This is a genomic window from Myceligenerans cantabricum (assembly GCF_054777735.1).
The window spans coordinates 121,739-136,967 of the sequence record NZ_BAAHAJ010000012.1 but is presented as its reverse complement, the minus strand read 5'-3'; the positions used below and the strand labels follow the sequence as shown (position 1 = coordinate 136,967).

The window sequence follows — 15,229 nt, the reverse complement described above, 5'->3', positions numbered from 1 at the left end:
CACGAACGGACCGACCTCGGCGGTCGCGTGTGCGCGGCGGAGGGTCAGCTCTGCGGTTGGCGGGTCGCCCAGTCCGTGAGGGTCGTGCGGGGGCCCGTGAAGAACGGGACCTCCTCGCGGACATGACGGCGGGCCTCCGTGGCACGCAGGTCCCGCATGAGGTCCACGATGCGGTGCAGCTCGTCGGCCTCGAAGGCCAGGATCCACTCGTAGTCGCCCAGCGCGAACGCGGAGACGGTGTTGGCGCGCACATCCTTGTACCCGGCGGCCGCCATGCCGTGATCGCGCAGCATCGTGCGGCGCTCGTCGTCGGGCAGGAGGTACCAGTCGTAGGACCGCACGAACGGGTAGATGCAGACGTAGTCCCGCGGCTGCTCCCCCGCGAGGAACGCGGGAACGTGCCCGCGGTTGAACTCGGCCGGACGGTGCATCGCGGCCACGGACCAAACCGGCTCCAGGTACCGCCCGAGCGTCGTGGCACGCAGCCGCTGGTAGGCGCCCTGCACCGCCTCGATCGACGGCCCGTGCGTCCACAGCACGAGGTCGGCGTCGGAGCGGAGCCCGCCCACGTCGTACCAGCCGCGCACCACCAGGTCACCGTCGGCCCGGGCGCTGTCCCGGCCCGCGTCCGTCGTCGTCCCCCAGGCGGCGTCCTCCGCCTCGGCGACGAGCGCCTTGCGCTCCCCCTCGTCCTCCGGCAGCGTCTCCGTGAGACTGAACACCGAGAACATCGTGTAGCGGAGGGTCGCGTTGATGGCGTCGGCGTCGACCTCGTGGCCCGTGTCGCCGTGGACGTCGTGGTTGCCCGGCGCCGCGGCGCCGGACTGGGTGCTGTCGCTCACTGGTGCATGTCCTCCGAGCAGAGTGCGGGGGTGTCGCTGGGCTCCTCGTGGCGCCGCAGGCAGCAGTTCGGGCGGTCCACCGACGACACCGCCGGCAGGTCTCCCACCGTGGCCTCGACGACCTGCTCGCCCCGGGCGAGTGCCGCGCGCTCCAGCAGGAGGTCGACCAGGCCGCGGACGAACGGCTCACGCGTGCCGACCGTTCCGGCACGCACTGCCGTGATGCCGAGCTCCTTCGCCGTGGCGAGGGCCTCGGTGTCGAGGTCGTAGGCGACCTCCATGTGGTCGCTGATGAAGCCGATCGGCGACATGACCACGTCGTGCACGCCGTCGCCGGCCAGGGCCTCGAGGTGGTCGTTGATGTCCGGCTCGAGCCACGGCTGGCTCGGCGGGCCCGACCGCGAGCAGTAGGCGAGGTCCCACTCGACGTCGTGCCCGAGCTCTGCGGAGATCGCCTCCGCGACGAGCGCGGCCACGCTCCGGTGCTGCTCGGAGTACGTGGCGTGCCAGATCCCCGAGGCCGCCTCCATCGTGTCCGGGATGGAGTGCGTCACGAAGACGAGGCGTGCCCGATCCCCGGCACCCCCGGCGGCGGCGAGCGCCGTGTAGCCGTCCAGCGCGGCGTCGATGTTGGCCTGCACGAAGCCCGGGTGGTTGAAGTACGGGCGGACCTTGTCGAACTGCACGCCGGTGGAGCCGTCGGGGCCGAGCTGCCCGCGCTCGCGCAGCGTGACGGCGAGGTCCTCACGGTACTGGCGGCAGCCGGAGTAGCTGCTGTAGGCGGAGGTGACGAGGGCGACGGCGCGCTGGGCACCGCGCTTCTCCAGCTCTTCGACGGCGTCGGTGGTGTACGGAGCCCAGTTCCGGTTGCCCCACACGACGGGCAGGTCGAGCCCGCGGCGTTCGAGCTCGGCCTCGAGCGCGGACTTCAGCGCGAGGTTCTGCTCGTTGATGGGACTCTTGCCACCGAACTGGTAGTAGTGCTCGCCCACCTCCTCGAGCCGCTCGTCGGGGATGCCCTTGCCCGCGGTGACGTTCCTCAGGAACGGCACGACGTCTTCGGGCTTGTCGGGCCCGCCGAACGAGTACAGGAAGAGGGCATCGTAGGGCGCGACGACGCTGGTCTCGGACGTGACGGCCGGGCTCGCGGCCTCCGTTGCGGCCGCCGGACGGAGCGTAGGGGGCATGGGTCCCATCTTCCCACCGGCGCTGAACGAGGGTCACATTTTCGGGCGCCGAGCGACGTGACATCGATGCGACGTCCTGTCAGGAACCGCCTGGCGCCGGAGCACCGTGCGGTCGGGCCGCTGATCCGCTGATCACACGTCCGGCGGCACGCCGGCTCCGGGCCCGCTCCGCCGTGCGTGCACGTTTCCTTCCCGGAGCCGCTGCCGAAGCCCGGGCAGCGCGCCGAGGAGCACCGTCGGTGCCGGGCTGCGGCTCACCATCGAGAGCCGGACCCGGCCCCGGACCGGTGACGGCTCGATCCGATCGCCGGGCGCCGCGTACCAGCGCGCCACCATGTCGGGCACGACGACCGCACAGCACCGCTCCCGCGCCGTCCGCACCGCCGACTCCGCCGTGGCCGAGTGCCTTGCGTGCGCGCCCAGACCGGTCAGCCGGCGCAGCAGCAGGTCGCGGGACTCGTCGAGCGCACAGCAGATCACGGTCTGTCCGGAATAGGGGCGCCGTCCTGTCCCGCGCCCCGGGGCGCCCTGGGGCAGGAGCGAGACCAGGTCGTGCTGCCCCACCTCCGTGACCACCAGGCCGCGCGCGATCGGGACCTGCTTCGCGATGGTCACGAACGCCGCGTCGAGCGTGCCGCGCTCCACCCATTCCAGGAGCCGCGGACCGTGCTCCACCTCGGGCTGGACCACGACGTCCTCCAGCAGCACGTCCAGCGCGGCGAACAGCGTCCCCGCGAGGCTCGGGATCGTACCGGCCGACGTGGTCCGCGCCTGCGCGGCGGCGAGCGAACGCTCGGAGATCCCGCGCAGGTGGTCCAGGACGTGCGCGGCCTGAGCACAGAACTCCCGGCCTGCCGCCGTGGGCCGCGCTCCCGTCGTGTCCCGGTCGAACAGGCGGACGCCGACTCGCCGTTCGAGCGCCGCGAGCCGCTGGCTCGCCGAGGGCTGGGTGACCAGCAGCTCGCGCGCCGCCGCGCCGAGGGACCCGTGGCGCACGACGGCGTCGACCAGCCGCAGGTCTTCGACGCCGGGCAATGAACTCATAGGATCATTTTATGACCGGCGCCGGTGACCGGACGCCTACCGGACGGGCCGTGCGGACCGCAGGATCGATGGGTGAACCGCAGCCTCCTCACCCTCACCGCCACCACCTTCGTCACGTGGACCGGCCAGCGCATCACCGCTGTCGCGCTCCCGCTCGTCGCCCTCGACCAGACAGGCGACGCCTGGACCACCGGCCTGGTCGGCGGGTTCGCCGGCCTTCCGCTGCTCACGTCCGCGTGGTGGGGACGCCCGCTGCGGCACCTGCTGACCTCGGGACGAGCGCTGGCGCTACTGCTCCTGACCCAGGCGGCCGGCCTCGCGCTGGTCCCGGTCGCGGCCGCGACCACCGGCGTGAACGCCGTGGTCCTGTGCGCCACCGGATTCGTCACCGGCGCCACCGGCGCCCTCCTCGCGCCCGCCCAGCGGTCCCTCACCGCCGACCTCGCCGACGACGTCGCCCCCGGTGTCGGCGCCAAGGCCCTCGCCTGGCAGGACATGGCGCACCGGTCGTCGATGATCTTCGCGCCGCCGCTCGGCGCGTGGCTGCTGGTGGTGTGGGGCGCGATGCCGCTGCTCTGGTGCGAGGCGGTCGCGGTCGGGCTCGCGGCGGTCGCGATGGTCAGGGTGCCGGGTGCGGGCCGCGCCGCGGCACCGGGCGCGAGGGCGCCGTCCCCTCCGTCGGACAGCGGGACGGAACACGACCCGCGCGACAGCGCCACCGTGCGGGACGTGCTGCGTGGCGACCGCGACCTCGCGATCGGGATCCTCCTGGCGGGGGTCGCCGGTATCACCTGGTTCGCGTTCCCGCTGGGCCTCGCGCTGCTGGGTGCGGAGCTCGACCGGCCCGGGCAGATCGTCGCGGCCGGGATGTCCGGTTACGGGGCGGCGACCGTCGGCGTCTCGTTCGTCGTCCCGCTGGTGATCGACCGGGTACCACGGATGCTCGCGATCCTCGCGTCCTGGGCGATGCTCGGGTTCTCGTTCCTCCTGTTCCCTCTTGCCGCGCCCGACCTGGTCGCCGTGGCCGCCGTCGCCGCCCTGGGCGGGATCACGATCCCGTTCGGGATCGCCGCGCTGAACGCGCTCATCACGGAGCGGACCACGGGCGCCGCCCGACGCGCGGCATTCACCGCGGAGACCGTCCTGCACAGCGGCGGCGCCTCCGCCGGCCTCCTGGTGGGCGGCGCGATCATCGGCACGTTCGGCGCGGGCCCGGTCCTCGTGGTGACGGGCCTGATCCAGGTGGCGGCAGTCCTTGCGGCACTCCCCCTGCTCGGCCGAGAACGCCGTCCCGTCGACCGGACGGCGACCACCACCACTCCCTGAAGGAAACCGCCGGCCCTGCCACATCGCGGAGTGGGCTACCGACCGCGCCAGCTTCGGGGTGGGATCGATGCCGCCCCGCGAGCTGGCGCGGTGGCGTGGTGGCGTTCACCGGATGACATGGTCGGCGGCAGATCTCCCGCTGCGCGGGGCGGGGGCCGTGAGCGGCGCCGGCGCGTTCAGGGGCCGCCCGCGAAGAACAGGTTCGTGACCTGGGCCGTCAGATCGGTGAGACGGGCGGGCGTGCGGTGGATCAGGTCGTCCAGCTCCACCGGGCCGGGCGCGATCGAGAACGCCGCCGTGATCCCCGCCTCCCAGGCCAGCGGCGCGGGCAGCAGCACCTGCCCCGCGAGCACGACGACCGGCGGTTTCGCCGGCGACACCGCGGCGATCCTCGCGATCCCGTCGGCGACCTTGCCGCGCACCGACTGCGAGTCGAACGAGCCCTCGCCGGTGAACACGAGGTCGGCGTCCGCGAGCGCCTCCGGCAGCCCGATCGCCTCGGCGACGAGCAGCGCGCCCTGCTCGGTCTCGGCGCCGAGCGTGGCGACGAGCCCGGACGGGACGCCGCCCGCGGCACCGGCGCCGGGCAGGTCGTGGGTGCGTACGCCGGTCTCGCGTTCGAGGACGTCGGCCCAGCGGCCGAGCGCGGCGTCCAGGTAGGCGGCGTCACCGTCGCCCGCGCCCTTCTGGCGTCCGAACACGCGGGCGGCGCCGTGCTCGCCGACGAGCGGGTTGGTGACGTCGACGGCGAGCCGCCAGCGGACCTCGCGGGCTCGCGGATGGAGTCCGCCGAGGTCGACGCGGGCCACCCGGGAAAGGCCTTCGCCGCCGTCGGGCACCTCGGCGCCGTCGTCGTCCAGGAGGCGTGCGCCGAGGCCGGTGAGGATGCCGGCGCCGCCGTCGGTCGAGGCGGAACCACCCAGGCAGACGAGGACCTCGTCGACCCCCGCGTCGAGGACGGCGCGGGCGACCGCGCCCGTGCCGCGCGCGCTCGCGTGCAGCGGCTGGAGGGGCGCGTCGCTGACGTGCGGGAGGCCGCTGGCCTCGGCGAGCTCGACGACGCCGGTCCGGCCGTCGGGCGAGGCTGCCCACCGGGCCCGGCAGGGTCGTCCGATCGCGTCGACGGTGTCGACTGTCCGGGGCGCGACTCCCCAGGCGGCGAGGAGGGCTTCGAGGGTGCCTTCGCCGCCGTCCGCCATGGGCAGGCGGGTGACGACGGCGTCCGGCCGCACGGCGTGGACGCCGTCGGCGATGCGGGCGGCGACCTCGGCAGCGCTCAGGCTGCCCTTGAAGGAGTCGGGGGCGACGACGACGCGCTTGGTGGTCACGGCCCCGATCGTAGAGGGAGAGTCCCGCGCGGGGGCGAGAACGCTCGCGAGGCGTCAGGCCAGGGGCAGGCCGAGGGCGTCGGCGACCTCCTTGCTGCGCAGCTCGCCCGCGTGGGTGCTCAGGCCCTTCGCGAGGGACGGGTCCGCCACGAGCGCCTGCTCCCAGCCGCGGTCGGCGAGCGCGGCGACGTACGGCAGGGTCGCGTTGGTCAGCGCGCGCGTGGACGTCTGCGGCACGGCGCCCGGCATGTTCGCGACGCAGTAGTAGAGCGCGTCGTGCACGGTGAAGGTCGGGGCGTCGTGCGTGGTCGGGCGCGACCCCTCGAAGCAGCCGCCCTGGTCGATGGCGATGTCCACGAACACGGTCCCGGGCTTCGCCGACTTGACCATCTGGTCGGTGACCAGCCGGGGCGCCGCGGCCCCGGGCACCAGGACGGCTCCGACGACGAGGTCGGCGTGCTCCACCTGTTCGGCGATCTCGTACTGTGTCGAGTACCGGGTGTGGACCTGCCCGGCGAACCGGTGGTCGAGCTCGCGCAGGCGCGGCAGCGAGATGTCGACGACGGTCACCTCGGCACCCATGCCGAGCGCGTTCGCCGCCGCGTGCTCGCCCGCGACGCCGCCCCCGACGACCAGCACCTTCGCCTTCGGGGTCCCGGGGACGCCGCCCATCAGGAGGCCGGCGCCGCCGGCGGCACGCAGGAGGTGGTAGCCCCCGGTCTGGATCGACAGCCGCCCGGCCACCTCGCTCATCGGCGCGAGCAGCGGCAGGGAGCGGTCGGGGAGCTGGACGGTCTCGTACGCGACGGCGGTCGTGCCGGCGTCGAGCAGCGCCCGTGTGCAGGCCTCCGACGCCGCGAGGTGCAGGTACGTGAACAGCACCTGGTTCGCGCGCAGCCGGCCGTACTCGGGCTCGACCGGCTCCTTGACCTTGACCACCATGTCCGAGTCCGCCCACACCTCGTCGGCCATGGCGAGGGTGGTCGCGCCGGCCACGTGGTAGGCCTCGTCGGTGAAGCCCGAACCGGTACCAGCCCCTGCTTGTACGAGGACCTGGTGACCGCGACGAACGAGCTCGTGCGCGCCGGCGGGGGTGATGCCGACGCGGTTCTCGTTGTTCTTGATCTCCGTGGGGATTCCGATCTTCATCCTTCGACGGTAGGCCGGTCCGACTGTGCGGTCCAGGTCACATTTCCGCATAGAATGTTCGGCGAATCCGAACAGCGCCCGAACCACCGACGGGAGGCGCGCAGTGCTCGACCCGTGGCGGCTCCACTTGCTGCGCCAGCTCCACCAGCTCGGCACCGTACGCGCCGTGGCGGACGCGCAGCACCTGAGCCCGTCGAGCGTGTCGCAGCAGCTCACCACGCTGGAGAAGGAGGCGGGAGCGCACCTCCTGGAGCGCACCGGGCGGCGCGTCCGGCTCACCCCGGTAGGGCTCGCGCTGGCCCGGCACGCGGCGGAGATCCTCAACCACATCGAGTCGGTCGAGGCCGAGATCGCCGGCCTGCACTCCGAGCCGACCGGCACGGTGCGGGTCGGCGTGTTCACCAGCGCGGTCCACACCATCCTGATCCCGGCCGTGCGCCGCCTGCGCGACACCCACCCCCGGATCTCCGTCGTGCTCACCGAGGCGGAGCCGTCCGAGGCGCTGCCCGCGCTGCACCGCGGCGAGCTCGACCTCGTGATCAGCGGCGACTTCCCGGACTCCCCGGAACCGTCGGACCCGGACCTCCTCCGCACCCCGCTGGCGAGGGACGACGTCGTCCTCGTGCTGGCCGAGGACGCCTCGCTGCCGGGAACGCCAGACACCTCGGGACCCGGCGACTCCGTGCGCCTGCAGGCGCTGGCGGACGCGACGTGGGCGTTCGAGAACCCCGGCGCGCACCTCGCGGACCTGGCCGAGCGCCTGTGCCTGCGCGCCGGGTTCCGGCCGCGGGTCACCGCCCGGTGCACCTCGTACAGCGCGCTGCTGCGCTACGTGGAGGCGGACCTGGCGGTGACGCTGCTGCCGCGCCTGGCGGTGGACGACCGCTACGCGGTCCGCATCCTCCCGTTCCGTGACCCGCTGGAACGCAACATCCACCTGGTGACGCGGCGCGCGGCGATGTCCCGTGTCGCGGTCCGCGAGGTCTCGGGCGCGATCGCCGAGACCACCGGCACCTAACCGATCGGCCGCGGTTCCCGGAACCTCCGGGCGTCATGGACCTCGGCGGGCTCGCCCGCGCGGTCCGGGATGCCCGACTGAGCCGCGCGGAGCTTGTCGAGGAGGGCGCGGAGGTTCGCCAGGTCGTCGGCACGCATCGCCGAGCCGACGTAGTGGCTGATCGACCGCACGTGCCGCCGCCCGACCTCCCTCTGCAGCCCGACTCCGGCGTCGGTGAGCACGACCTTCACGCCCCGCCCGTCCTCCGGCGCCGCCTCGCGGCGCACGAGGCCCCGCCGCTCCAGCCGATCGACCAGCCTCGACAGCGAGGACTGGGCCATGAGGATGCTCTCGTTCAGGTCTCGCAAGCGCATCGAACCGTCGTCACCGGAGAGCGTGAACAGCACGTCGTACTCACGCATGCTCAGTTCGTCCCAGATATCGTCGGCGAGCAGCCGTCGCATGAGGGTGACCTGCGTGCGGAAGAGCGACTCCCACGCCTCCGCCGCTTCCCTGGCTGTCGGGATCGGCCGATCTGTCGGTGTCATTCGACTTCCTCTCCTGCCTGGGTTGGCACGCTACCCGAGGACGGCTCAGATTTCCGCAGGAAGGGAGAATATGACGCAGGTTTTCACGAGAGGCGCCTCGACGCGGAAACCCCCGCCAGAGACCGCCCGGCCCGGAGGCGCGGCCTCAGCGCCCGAGACGGCGCTCCCGCTGGGCGAAGTCACGCAGCGCGCGCAGGAAGTCCACCCGCCGGAACGCCGGCCAGTAGGCCTCGCAGAAGTAGTACTCGGAATGCATCGACTGCCACATGAGGAACCCGCCCACGCGCTGCTCGCCCGACGTGCGGATGACCAGCTCGGGGTCCGGCTGGCCGCGCGTGTACAGGTGCTCGGCGATGTGCTCGACGTCGATCCGCTCGGCGAGGCCCTCCAGCGTCGCGCCGTTCTTGGCCTCCTCGGTGAGGTAGGAGCGCACGGCGTCGGCGATCTCCTGCCGGCCGCCGTACCCGATCGCCACGTTCACCTGCAGCCCGCCGACGCCGGCCGTGTGCTCCTGCGCCTTGCGCAGCGCACCCGAGAGCCGCTCCGGCAGCAGGTCGAGCCGCCCGATCACACGCAGCCGCCAGCGACCGGACTCCGCCAGGTCGCTGACCGCGTCCTCGATGATCTCCAGGAGGTTCTCGAGCTCGTCCGCCGAGCGCCGCAGGTTGTCGGTGGAGAGCATCCACAGCGTCACGACCTCGATCCCCAGCGGCTCGGCCCAGCCGAGCAGGTCCGCGATCTTGTCGGCACCGCGCCGGTGCCCGGTCGCGGCCGTCTCACCGAACGACTTCGCCCAGCGCCGGTTGCCGTCGAGCATCACGCCGATGTGCCGCGGCAGCGATGCGCCGTCGAGGCTGCGCGCCAGACGGCGCTCGTAGAGTCGGTAGAGAGGTGAGGGCAGACGCACGGGAAAACGCTACCGCGCCCCGGGATGCCCATAGCACGGGCACCGCGGCCAACCCGCCGCAGGATCTTCACACCGCCGACGCCGGTCTCCGTACCCGCCACCTACCCTGAGAGAAACCTACGCTACCGTAGGTTTGCGATCGTTCACCGAGAACCCGGAAGAAGAGGATGTCGATGGCTGCGGCAACAGACCCGTCCGACCGACCGCCGTCGGGCCCCGTGGAGAACGTGCGCGACAAGGTGTCGGGCACGATCGAGGGCACCATCGACCGTGTCGGCGGCACCTTCGACGAGGTGCGCGGGAGCGTGACGAACGTCGTCCAGACCCTCTCGACGACGGTCTCGACCACCGTCGACCGGAGGATCAAGCCCCACCTGCGCGGCTGGATCCACGCGGGAACCTTCCCCCTCGCCCTCGCCGCGAGCATCACCCTCGTCACGCTCGCCCCGGGCGCCGCGGCCAAGTGGTCCGTCGCGGTCTTCGGCCTCACGGCCGCACTGCTGTTCGGTACCAGCGCCGTCTACCACCGCGGCACCTGGTCCCCGAAGGTGGCAGGCATCCTGCGCCGCGCCGACCACTCCAACATCTTCCTCATCATCGCCGGCACCTACACGCCGCTCGCGGTCACGCTGCTCGACCGGCAGTCCGCCACGGTCCTCCTGTGGATCGTGTGGAGCGGCGCCCTGGCCGGCCTGACCGGGCGCATCGTGTGGCTGCACGCGCCCCGGTGGGTCTACACGCCGATCTACGTGGCGCTCGGCTGGGTCGCCGTCGGCTACGTCAAGCCGTTCTGGGAGGCCGGCGGGCCCGCCGTGGTGTGGCTGATCCTCGGGGGCGGCCTCGCCTACACCCTGGGCGCGGTCGTCTACGCCACCAAGAGACCCGACCCCAGTCCTCGCTGGTTCGGCTTCCACGAGATCTTCCACGTCCTGACGGTGCTGGGCTTCGCCTCGCACGTCCTGGCGATCTATCTCGCCGTGCTGTCCTGAGCTCTGCCCTCCCGAGCTACCTCGGGACGACGTCGTAGCGGCGGTTGGCCAGCGACGGGTTGGCGTGCCGGGCGGCCGTGACGCCCGACGGGTCGAGATCGACCGTCCGGATCTCCGGCCCCTCCCCCAGCTCCAGGCCGACGACACCGTCCGGACCCACCAGCAGCGACCGCCCGGTGACCCCCGCGCCCGCCATGCCGACGCCGAGCACGATCGCCGTGTTCTCGATCGCCCGCGCCCGCAGCAGGGTGTGCCAGTGGTCGGTCTTGAGCGGCCCGGCCATCCACGCCGCCGGGTAGACCAGCACGTCGGCGCCGGCGTCCACGACCCGCCGCGCCGACTCCGGGAAGCGCAGGTCGTAGCAGGTCAGCACCCCGAACGTGAGCTCACCGAGGCGCAGCACGACCGGCTCCGCGCCGGCCGGTCCGGGCTCCAGTCGGTCCGACTCCCGGGTCCCGAACGCGTCGTAGAGGTGCACCTTGCGGTAGGTCCCGGCGAGCGTCCCGGCGCCGTCCACCACGACGAGCGCGTTCGCCGCGCGCCCGTCGTCGCCCGGGAGGGTCACCCCCGCGATCACCGCGATGCCGCTCTCGGCGGCACGCCGCCGCAGCATCGAGACGAACGGCCCGTCGAGCGGTTCGGCGTGCTGGACGCCGACACCGCGCGGGTCGTACGCCGAGGCGTACTCCGGCACCACGAGCAGGTCGGCGCCCACCCGGGCTGCCTCGCGGAAGGTCTTCTCGACCGTCGCCCGGTTGGCGGCCGCGTCGTCGGACACGGTGAGCTGCGCGACCGTGACACGCACCCGCGCGAGATCGTCGTCCGTCACGCGGGCCCCCCGCCCGGCGGGACGTCCGCGGCGCCGTGGCCGTCGGGACGGGCGTCCTGGTGCCGACGAGGGTCCGCGTCGGGCTGGATCTCGATGCCCTTCTTCCGGCCCTCGTCGACGTCCAGCCCCTGCTCCCGCGCGTTGTGTCGCGTCCTGCGCAGGTGGCGCGAGAGCGAGAGGAAGAGGAGCACGCAGGCGATCGCCACGGCGAACGTGACCAGGAACCCGGTCAGGCCCGGCGTGATGTCCGTCGTCTCCAGGCCGGGGCGCAGCCCGCCCTCCGTCGGGTCCGGGACGGGGGTCGCGGCGGCCAGCTCCGACAGCCGCAGGCCGACGACCGCGGCCAGGGCGGACATCGCGGTGCTCACGCGTTCACCTCCGCGGTCTCGCGCCCCTCGTCACCGGTTCCGGCGTCCTGGGCACCGGTGCCGGCGAGCGCCTCGCGCACACCGGTGAACAGATCGCTCTCGTGCTCACCGGGCGCACGCTCCGGGAGCGGGATGTTCGACGCTGCCAGCTCGTACTCGTCCCACGGCCACACGTCGGCCTCGATGTCCCGCGGCACGGCGAAGAAGAACCCGCCCGGGTCGATCTGCGAGGCGTGGGCGCGGAGGGCGTCGTCGCGGTTGGCGAAGTAGTCGGACACCTCGACGTAGGTGGTGACCTCCCGCTCGGGGATCTCCCGGGCGGTGCGGGACTCGATCCAGTCGCCGAACGGAGACTCCAGGCCGGCGCCCTCCATCGCCTCGTGCACCGCGCGCAGGCTCGCCATCGAGAAGCCGTGGTCGTAGTACAGCTTCATCGGCTCCCACGGTGCGCCCGACTCCGTGTAGCGCTCCGGGTCGCCGGCGGCGGCGAACGCCTCGGCCGACACGTCGTGGCACTTGATGTGGTCCGGGTGCGGGTACCCGCCCGACGGGTCGTACGTGGTGACGACGTGCGGGCGGAACTCACGGATCAGCCGCACGAGCGGCTCGGACGCCTCCTCGAGGGGGACGAGTGCGAAGCAGCCCTCGGGCAGCGGGGGCAGCGGGTCGCCCTCGGGCAGCCCGGAGTCCACGAAGCCGAGCCAGTGGTGCCGGACACCCAGCGCCTCGGCCGAGCGCGCCATCTCGGTGCGGCGTACCGCGGTGCGGCCCTCGAGCGACTCGAACTCGTGACCGTCGGGCACGACGAACGACGGGTTGAGGACGTCGCCGCGCTCCCCGCCGGTGCACGTGACGACCAGCACCTCCATACCCTCGGCCGCGTAGCGCGCCGTGGTCGCGGCACCCTTGCTCGCCTCGTCGTCGGGATGTGCGTGGACCGCCATGAGACGGAGCGGCTCGCGCTCGTTTACGGACACCTGGACCTCCTGGGACCGGCGTGGGATGCCAGTGCTGTTCGTCGGCATCTGCTCAGGTCCGGCTGCGGGTACGGGCTGCGGCCCGCGCTCTGCGCCACGTCCCTTCGTCGATGCCGGGGGACATGGACCATGATTGCACTATGAGCAGCGATCCCCTTGCAGACCGATACGGGCGCACGGCACGCGAGGCCGGGCCGTCCGGACGGCCGCGTCTCTCCCTGCGCGCGCGGGTCGCCATCGGTCTGGCGCTGGCGGCGGGCGTGGCCGTCGCAGCCTGGTTCGCCTGGTCGGACGCGCAGCGCAACCCGGTCTCGTTCCGGGACATCGGGTTCTCGATCGAGAGCGCCGAGCAGGCGACGATCACGTTCGACGTGATGATGCCGCCGGGGACGGCGGCGGTCTGCACGCTCACGGCGCTCAGCCCCAGCTACGCGGAGGTGGGCTCGCTCGACGTCGAGGTGGGGCCGTCCGGCCGCGACACCATCCGTGCCACGGCGGACATCAGCACCACCCAGGAGGCGACGACGGCCGTGGTGGACCACTGCGCCGAGGCCTGAGCCGGAGACCGGCGCGAGCGGGCCGCCGACAGGACGCCGCGCCCGGGCGACACGCCGACCCGCGCGGTGCGGCTCGCGCGGAACTTCGCGCCGCACGGCCCCCATCCCAGGTAAGGGCTTGACAGTTCCTGGGCGGTTAGTTGATAGAATTGACGTTTCACACGCCGTAGACCCGCTGAACGGGACGTGGCAGTGCGTGTCGACCCGTTCGGCGGGTCTTGCGCTGTCACCGCACCCAGGATCGCCGCTCGAACGAGCTACCACGAAAGGAGAGACCCTGTGACCGACACCTCCGTCACCTGGCTCACCCAGGACGCGTACGACCGGCTTCAGGCCGAGCTGGATCGCCTCTCCGGCCCCTATCGCGCGGAGATCACCGAGCGCATCGCCGCCGCCCGCGACGAGGGAGACCTCAAGGAGAACGGCGGTTACCACGCCGCACGTGAGGAGCAGGCCAAGAACGAGGCCCGCATCAAGGAGCTCACGGAGAAGCTGCGCACCGTCCAGGTGGGCCAGCCGTCCGACGACGGCACCGTGCAGCCCGGCATGGTCGTGACGGTCTCCATCTTCGGGGACAGCGAGACCTTCCTGCTGGGCTCCCGCGAGATGGCAGGAGACACGGACATGGACGTCTTCTCCCCCACCTCGCCGCTGGGTGCCGCGATCGTCGAGAAGAAGGTCGGCGACAGGACCAGCTACGAGGCGCCGAACGGCAACACGATCGAGGTCGAGATCACGGACGCCAAGCCGTTCGCCTGACTGCCTGGCAGGTGCGCGTCACGTGACCTCGGCGTCGCACTCCTCGACGTCCCGCGGGTGCCCGACGACGGCGGTGGGCGGCATGGTGGCCGCCCACCGCCGTCGTCGTCGTTCGGCTCAGGCGCGGTCGAACCGACCGCCCCGCGGACGGACCGGGCTACATGACCTCGACCGCGAACTCGCTGCCGCGCAGCCGTTCGACGACCGACGTGCGGTGCTCGGTGCTCTTCGTCTCCACCTGCAGGTCCACCAGCACCTCCGACACGGACAGCGACACGTCCATGCGTGAGTGCTCCACCTGCACGATGTTCGCGCCCGCCGCGGCGATCGCCTCGACGAGCCCGGCCAGGGCGCCCGGCCGGTCCTGGACCCGCACACGCAACCGCAGGTAGCGGCCCGCCGCGACGAGACCGTGCTGCACCACGCGCAGGAGCACGAGCGGGTCGATGTTTCCCCCGCTCAGCACGGGCACGATGGGCCCGGTGAACTCTCCCGGGGCGGCGGCCAGGAGCCCGGCCACCGCTGCCGCACCTGCCGGCTCCACCATGAGCTTGTTCCGCTCCAGCACCATGAGCAGCCCGCGCGACAGCAGGTCCTCGCTCACCGTGCGGACCTCGACGCCGCGCTCCGCCACGATGCCGAACGGCACCAGGCCCGGCGTCCCGATCGCGATGCCGTCGGCCATGGTCGGCGCCGGCGTGACCGCCGTCGGGCGGCCGGCGTCGAGCGACCCGGGATACGCGGCGGCCTGCGCGGCCTGCACACCGACCACGCGCACCTGCGGCGCGACGTCGGCCAGCACCGCCGCGATGCCGGCCACGAGACCGCCGCCGCCGAGCGGCACGACGATCGTCCGGACGTCCGGCACCTGCTCCAGGATGTCGAGGGCGATCGTCCCCTGACCCGCGACGATGTCGGCGTGGTCGAACGGGTGGATGAGGATGCGGCCCGAGCGGGCCGCCTCGACGCGCGCGGCGGACAGTGCCTCGTCGACGCTGCTGCCGACCTGGCGCACCTCGGCGCCGTAGCCGCGCGTCGCGGACAGCTTGGGCAGGGGGGCGTCGACCGGCATGAACACGAGTGCGTCGATGCCGAGCATGCTCGCCGCGAGCGCCACGCCCTGGGCATGGTTCCCGGCGCTGGCAGCGACGACGCCGTGCGCGCGCTCCTCGGGTGTGAGCCGGGAGAGGCGCGTGTACGCGCCGCGGACCTTGAAGGAGCCCGCTCGCTGCAGGTTCTCGCACTTGAGCATCACCTGGGCACCGGCAAGCTGGGACAGTGCTCGGCTCTCGACGACCGGCGTGCGGGTGATCACGCCGTCGAGAAGGTTTGCGGCCTCGCGGACGTCGTCCGCGCTCACGGAGGGAACAGTACTGGGGGTCACCCCGCGACACTAGACTGCCCGCGGCCCCGGCCGCACGT

Annotated in this window: 16 protein-coding genes; 5 read left to right on the top strand and 11 right to left on the bottom strand. The window is 72.9% G+C overall.

The window, feature by feature from the left end; all coding sequences use genetic code 11:
* Positions 1-44 precede the first annotated feature (44 nt).
* The 3 genes from hemQ to ACYU96_RS17165 all read right to left on the bottom strand — a co-directional run bounded on the left by hemQ (position 45) and on the right by ACYU96_RS17165 (position 3,073).
* A complete protein-coding gene (gene hemQ, locus ACYU96_RS17175) occupies positions 45-842 on the bottom strand; it encodes a hydrogen peroxide-dependent heme synthase (protein WP_460756227.1) in 798 nt (265 codons plus the stop codon).
* Positions 839-2,029: a ferrochelatase gene (locus ACYU96_RS17170; protein ID WP_460756224.1), complete on the bottom strand. Its 1,191-nt coding sequence runs from the start codon at positions 2,027-2,029 to the stop codon at positions 839-841. Before ACYU96_RS17170 ends, hemQ begins: the two co-directional genes overlap by 4 nt.
* Before the next feature lie 132 nt (positions 2,030-2,161).
* Positions 2,162-3,073, bottom strand: coding sequence for a LysR family transcriptional regulator (locus ACYU96_RS17165; RefSeq protein ID WP_460756221.1), 912 nt, complete (start codon positions 3,071-3,073; stop codon positions 2,162-2,164).
* A gap of 72 nt (positions 3,074-3,145) precedes the next feature.
* Here ACYU96_RS17165 and ACYU96_RS17160 point away from each other — a divergent pair, with 72 nt between their 5' ends.
* Positions 3,146-4,399, top strand: coding sequence for an MFS transporter (locus ACYU96_RS17160; RefSeq protein WP_460756218.1), 1,254 nt, complete (start codon positions 3,146-3,148; stop codon positions 4,397-4,399).
* 176 nt (positions 4,400-4,575) lie between these two features.
* Here ACYU96_RS17160 and ACYU96_RS17155 read toward each other — a convergent pair whose 3' ends face one another.
* Positions 4,576-5,727, bottom strand: coding sequence for a glycerate kinase (locus ACYU96_RS17155; protein WP_460756215.1), 1,152 nt, complete (start codon positions 5,725-5,727; stop codon positions 4,576-4,578).
* A gap of 54 nt (positions 5,728-5,781) precedes the next feature.
* Entirely contained in the window at positions 5,782-6,876 is a 1,095-nt protein-coding gene (gene ald / locus ACYU96_RS17150) for an alanine dehydrogenase (RefSeq protein WP_460756213.1), read from the bottom strand.
* A 103-nt stretch (positions 6,877-6,979) separates the two neighbouring features.
* Between ald and ACYU96_RS17145 the strand changes: the two genes are divergently transcribed.
* Positions 6,980-7,894, top strand: a complete 915-nt coding sequence (locus tag ACYU96_RS17145; RefSeq protein WP_460756211.1) for a LysR family transcriptional regulator — start codon at positions 6,980-6,982, stop codon at positions 7,892-7,894.
* Here ACYU96_RS17145 and ACYU96_RS17140 read toward each other — a convergent pair.
* Positions 7,891-8,421, bottom strand: a complete 531-nt coding sequence (locus ACYU96_RS17140) for a MarR family winged helix-turn-helix transcriptional regulator (RefSeq protein WP_460756208.1) — start codon at positions 8,419-8,421, stop codon at positions 7,891-7,893. The genes ACYU96_RS17145 and ACYU96_RS17140 overlap by 4 nt on opposite strands.
* Positions 8,422-8,566: 145 nt before the next feature.
* Positions 8,567-9,328, bottom strand: a complete 762-nt coding sequence (locus ACYU96_RS17135; RefSeq protein WP_460756205.1) for an isoprenyl transferase — start codon at positions 9,326-9,328, stop codon at positions 8,567-8,569.
* A 173-nt stretch (positions 9,329-9,501) separates the two neighbouring features.
* Between ACYU96_RS17135 and trhA the strand changes: the two genes are divergently transcribed.
* Positions 9,502-10,317, top strand: coding sequence for a PAQR family membrane homeostasis protein TrhA (trhA, locus tag ACYU96_RS17130; RefSeq protein ID WP_460756203.1), 816 nt, complete (start codon positions 9,502-9,504; stop codon positions 10,315-10,317).
* Positions 10,318-10,333: 16 nt separating this feature from the next.
* Here the strand turns inward: trhA and ACYU96_RS17125 are convergent, their stop codons facing one another.
* From ACYU96_RS17125 to mca, 3 genes are read right to left on the bottom strand one after another with little or no spacing between them, the layout of a single operon-like run.
* Positions 10,334-11,146: a carbon-nitrogen hydrolase family protein gene (locus tag ACYU96_RS17125; RefSeq protein WP_460756200.1), complete on the bottom strand. Its 813-nt coding sequence runs from the start codon at positions 11,144-11,146 to the stop codon at positions 10,334-10,336.
* Positions 11,143-11,514, bottom strand: a complete 372-nt coding sequence (locus tag ACYU96_RS17120; RefSeq protein ID WP_460756197.1) for a hypothetical protein — start codon at positions 11,512-11,514, stop codon at positions 11,143-11,145. Before ACYU96_RS17120 ends, ACYU96_RS17125 begins: the two co-directional genes overlap by 4 nt.
* Positions 11,511-12,458: a mycothiol conjugate amidase Mca gene (gene mca / locus ACYU96_RS17115; RefSeq protein WP_460756260.1), complete on the bottom strand. Its 948-nt coding sequence runs from the start codon at positions 12,456-12,458 to the stop codon at positions 11,511-11,513. Before mca ends, ACYU96_RS17120 begins: the two co-directional genes overlap by 4 nt.
* Before the next feature lie 173 nt (positions 12,459-12,631).
* Between mca and ACYU96_RS17110 the strand changes: the two genes are divergently transcribed.
* Together ACYU96_RS17110 and greA are read left to right on the top strand one after the other, a co-directional pair.
* Entirely contained in the window at positions 12,632-13,048 is a 417-nt protein-coding gene (locus ACYU96_RS17110; RefSeq protein ID WP_460756194.1) for a DUF4307 domain-containing protein, read from the top strand.
* Positions 13,049-13,327: 279 nt separating this feature from the next.
* Positions 13,328-13,807 carry a transcription elongation factor GreA gene (gene greA / locus ACYU96_RS17105; RefSeq protein ID WP_460756191.1) on the top strand — a complete coding sequence of 160 codons (480 nt, stop codon included), beginning with the start codon at positions 13,328-13,330 and terminating at the stop codon, positions 13,805-13,807.
* 157 nt (positions 13,808-13,964) lie between these two features.
* Here the strand turns inward: greA and ilvA are convergent, their stop codons facing one another.
* Positions 13,965-15,167, bottom strand: a complete 1,203-nt coding sequence (ilvA, locus tag ACYU96_RS17100) for a threonine ammonia-lyase (RefSeq protein WP_460756188.1) — start codon at positions 15,165-15,167, stop codon at positions 13,965-13,967.
* Positions 15,168-15,229: the final 62 nt, after the last annotated feature.

Bases quoted from the DNA above. Each gene is read 5' to 3' on its own strand.
- ACYU96_RS17170 (WP_460756224.1), bottom strand. From the start codon at position 2,029: ATGCCCCCTACGCTCCGTCCGGCGGCCGCAACGGAGGCCGCGAGCCCG.
- ACYU96_RS17165 (WP_460756221.1), bottom strand. From the start codon at position 3,073: ATGAGTTCATTGCCCGGCGTCGAAGACCTGCGGCTGGTCGACGCCGTC.
- ald (WP_460756213.1), bottom strand. From the start codon at position 6,876: ATGAAGATCGGAATCCCCACGGAGATCAAGAACAACGAGAACCGCGTC.
- ACYU96_RS17140 (WP_460756208.1), bottom strand. From the start codon at position 8,421: ATGACACCGACAGATCGGCCGATCCCGACAGCCAGGGAAGCGGCGGAG.
- trhA (WP_460756203.1), top strand. From the start codon at position 9,502: ATGGCTGCGGCAACAGACCCGTCCGACCGACCGCCGTCGGGCCCCGTG.
- mca (WP_460756260.1), bottom strand. From the start codon at position 12,458: ATGGCGGTCCACGCACATCCCGACGACGAGGCGAGCAAGGGTGCCGCG.
- ACYU96_RS17110 (WP_460756194.1), top strand. From the start codon at position 12,632: ATGAGCAGCGATCCCCTTGCAGACCGATACGGGCGCACGGCACGCGAG.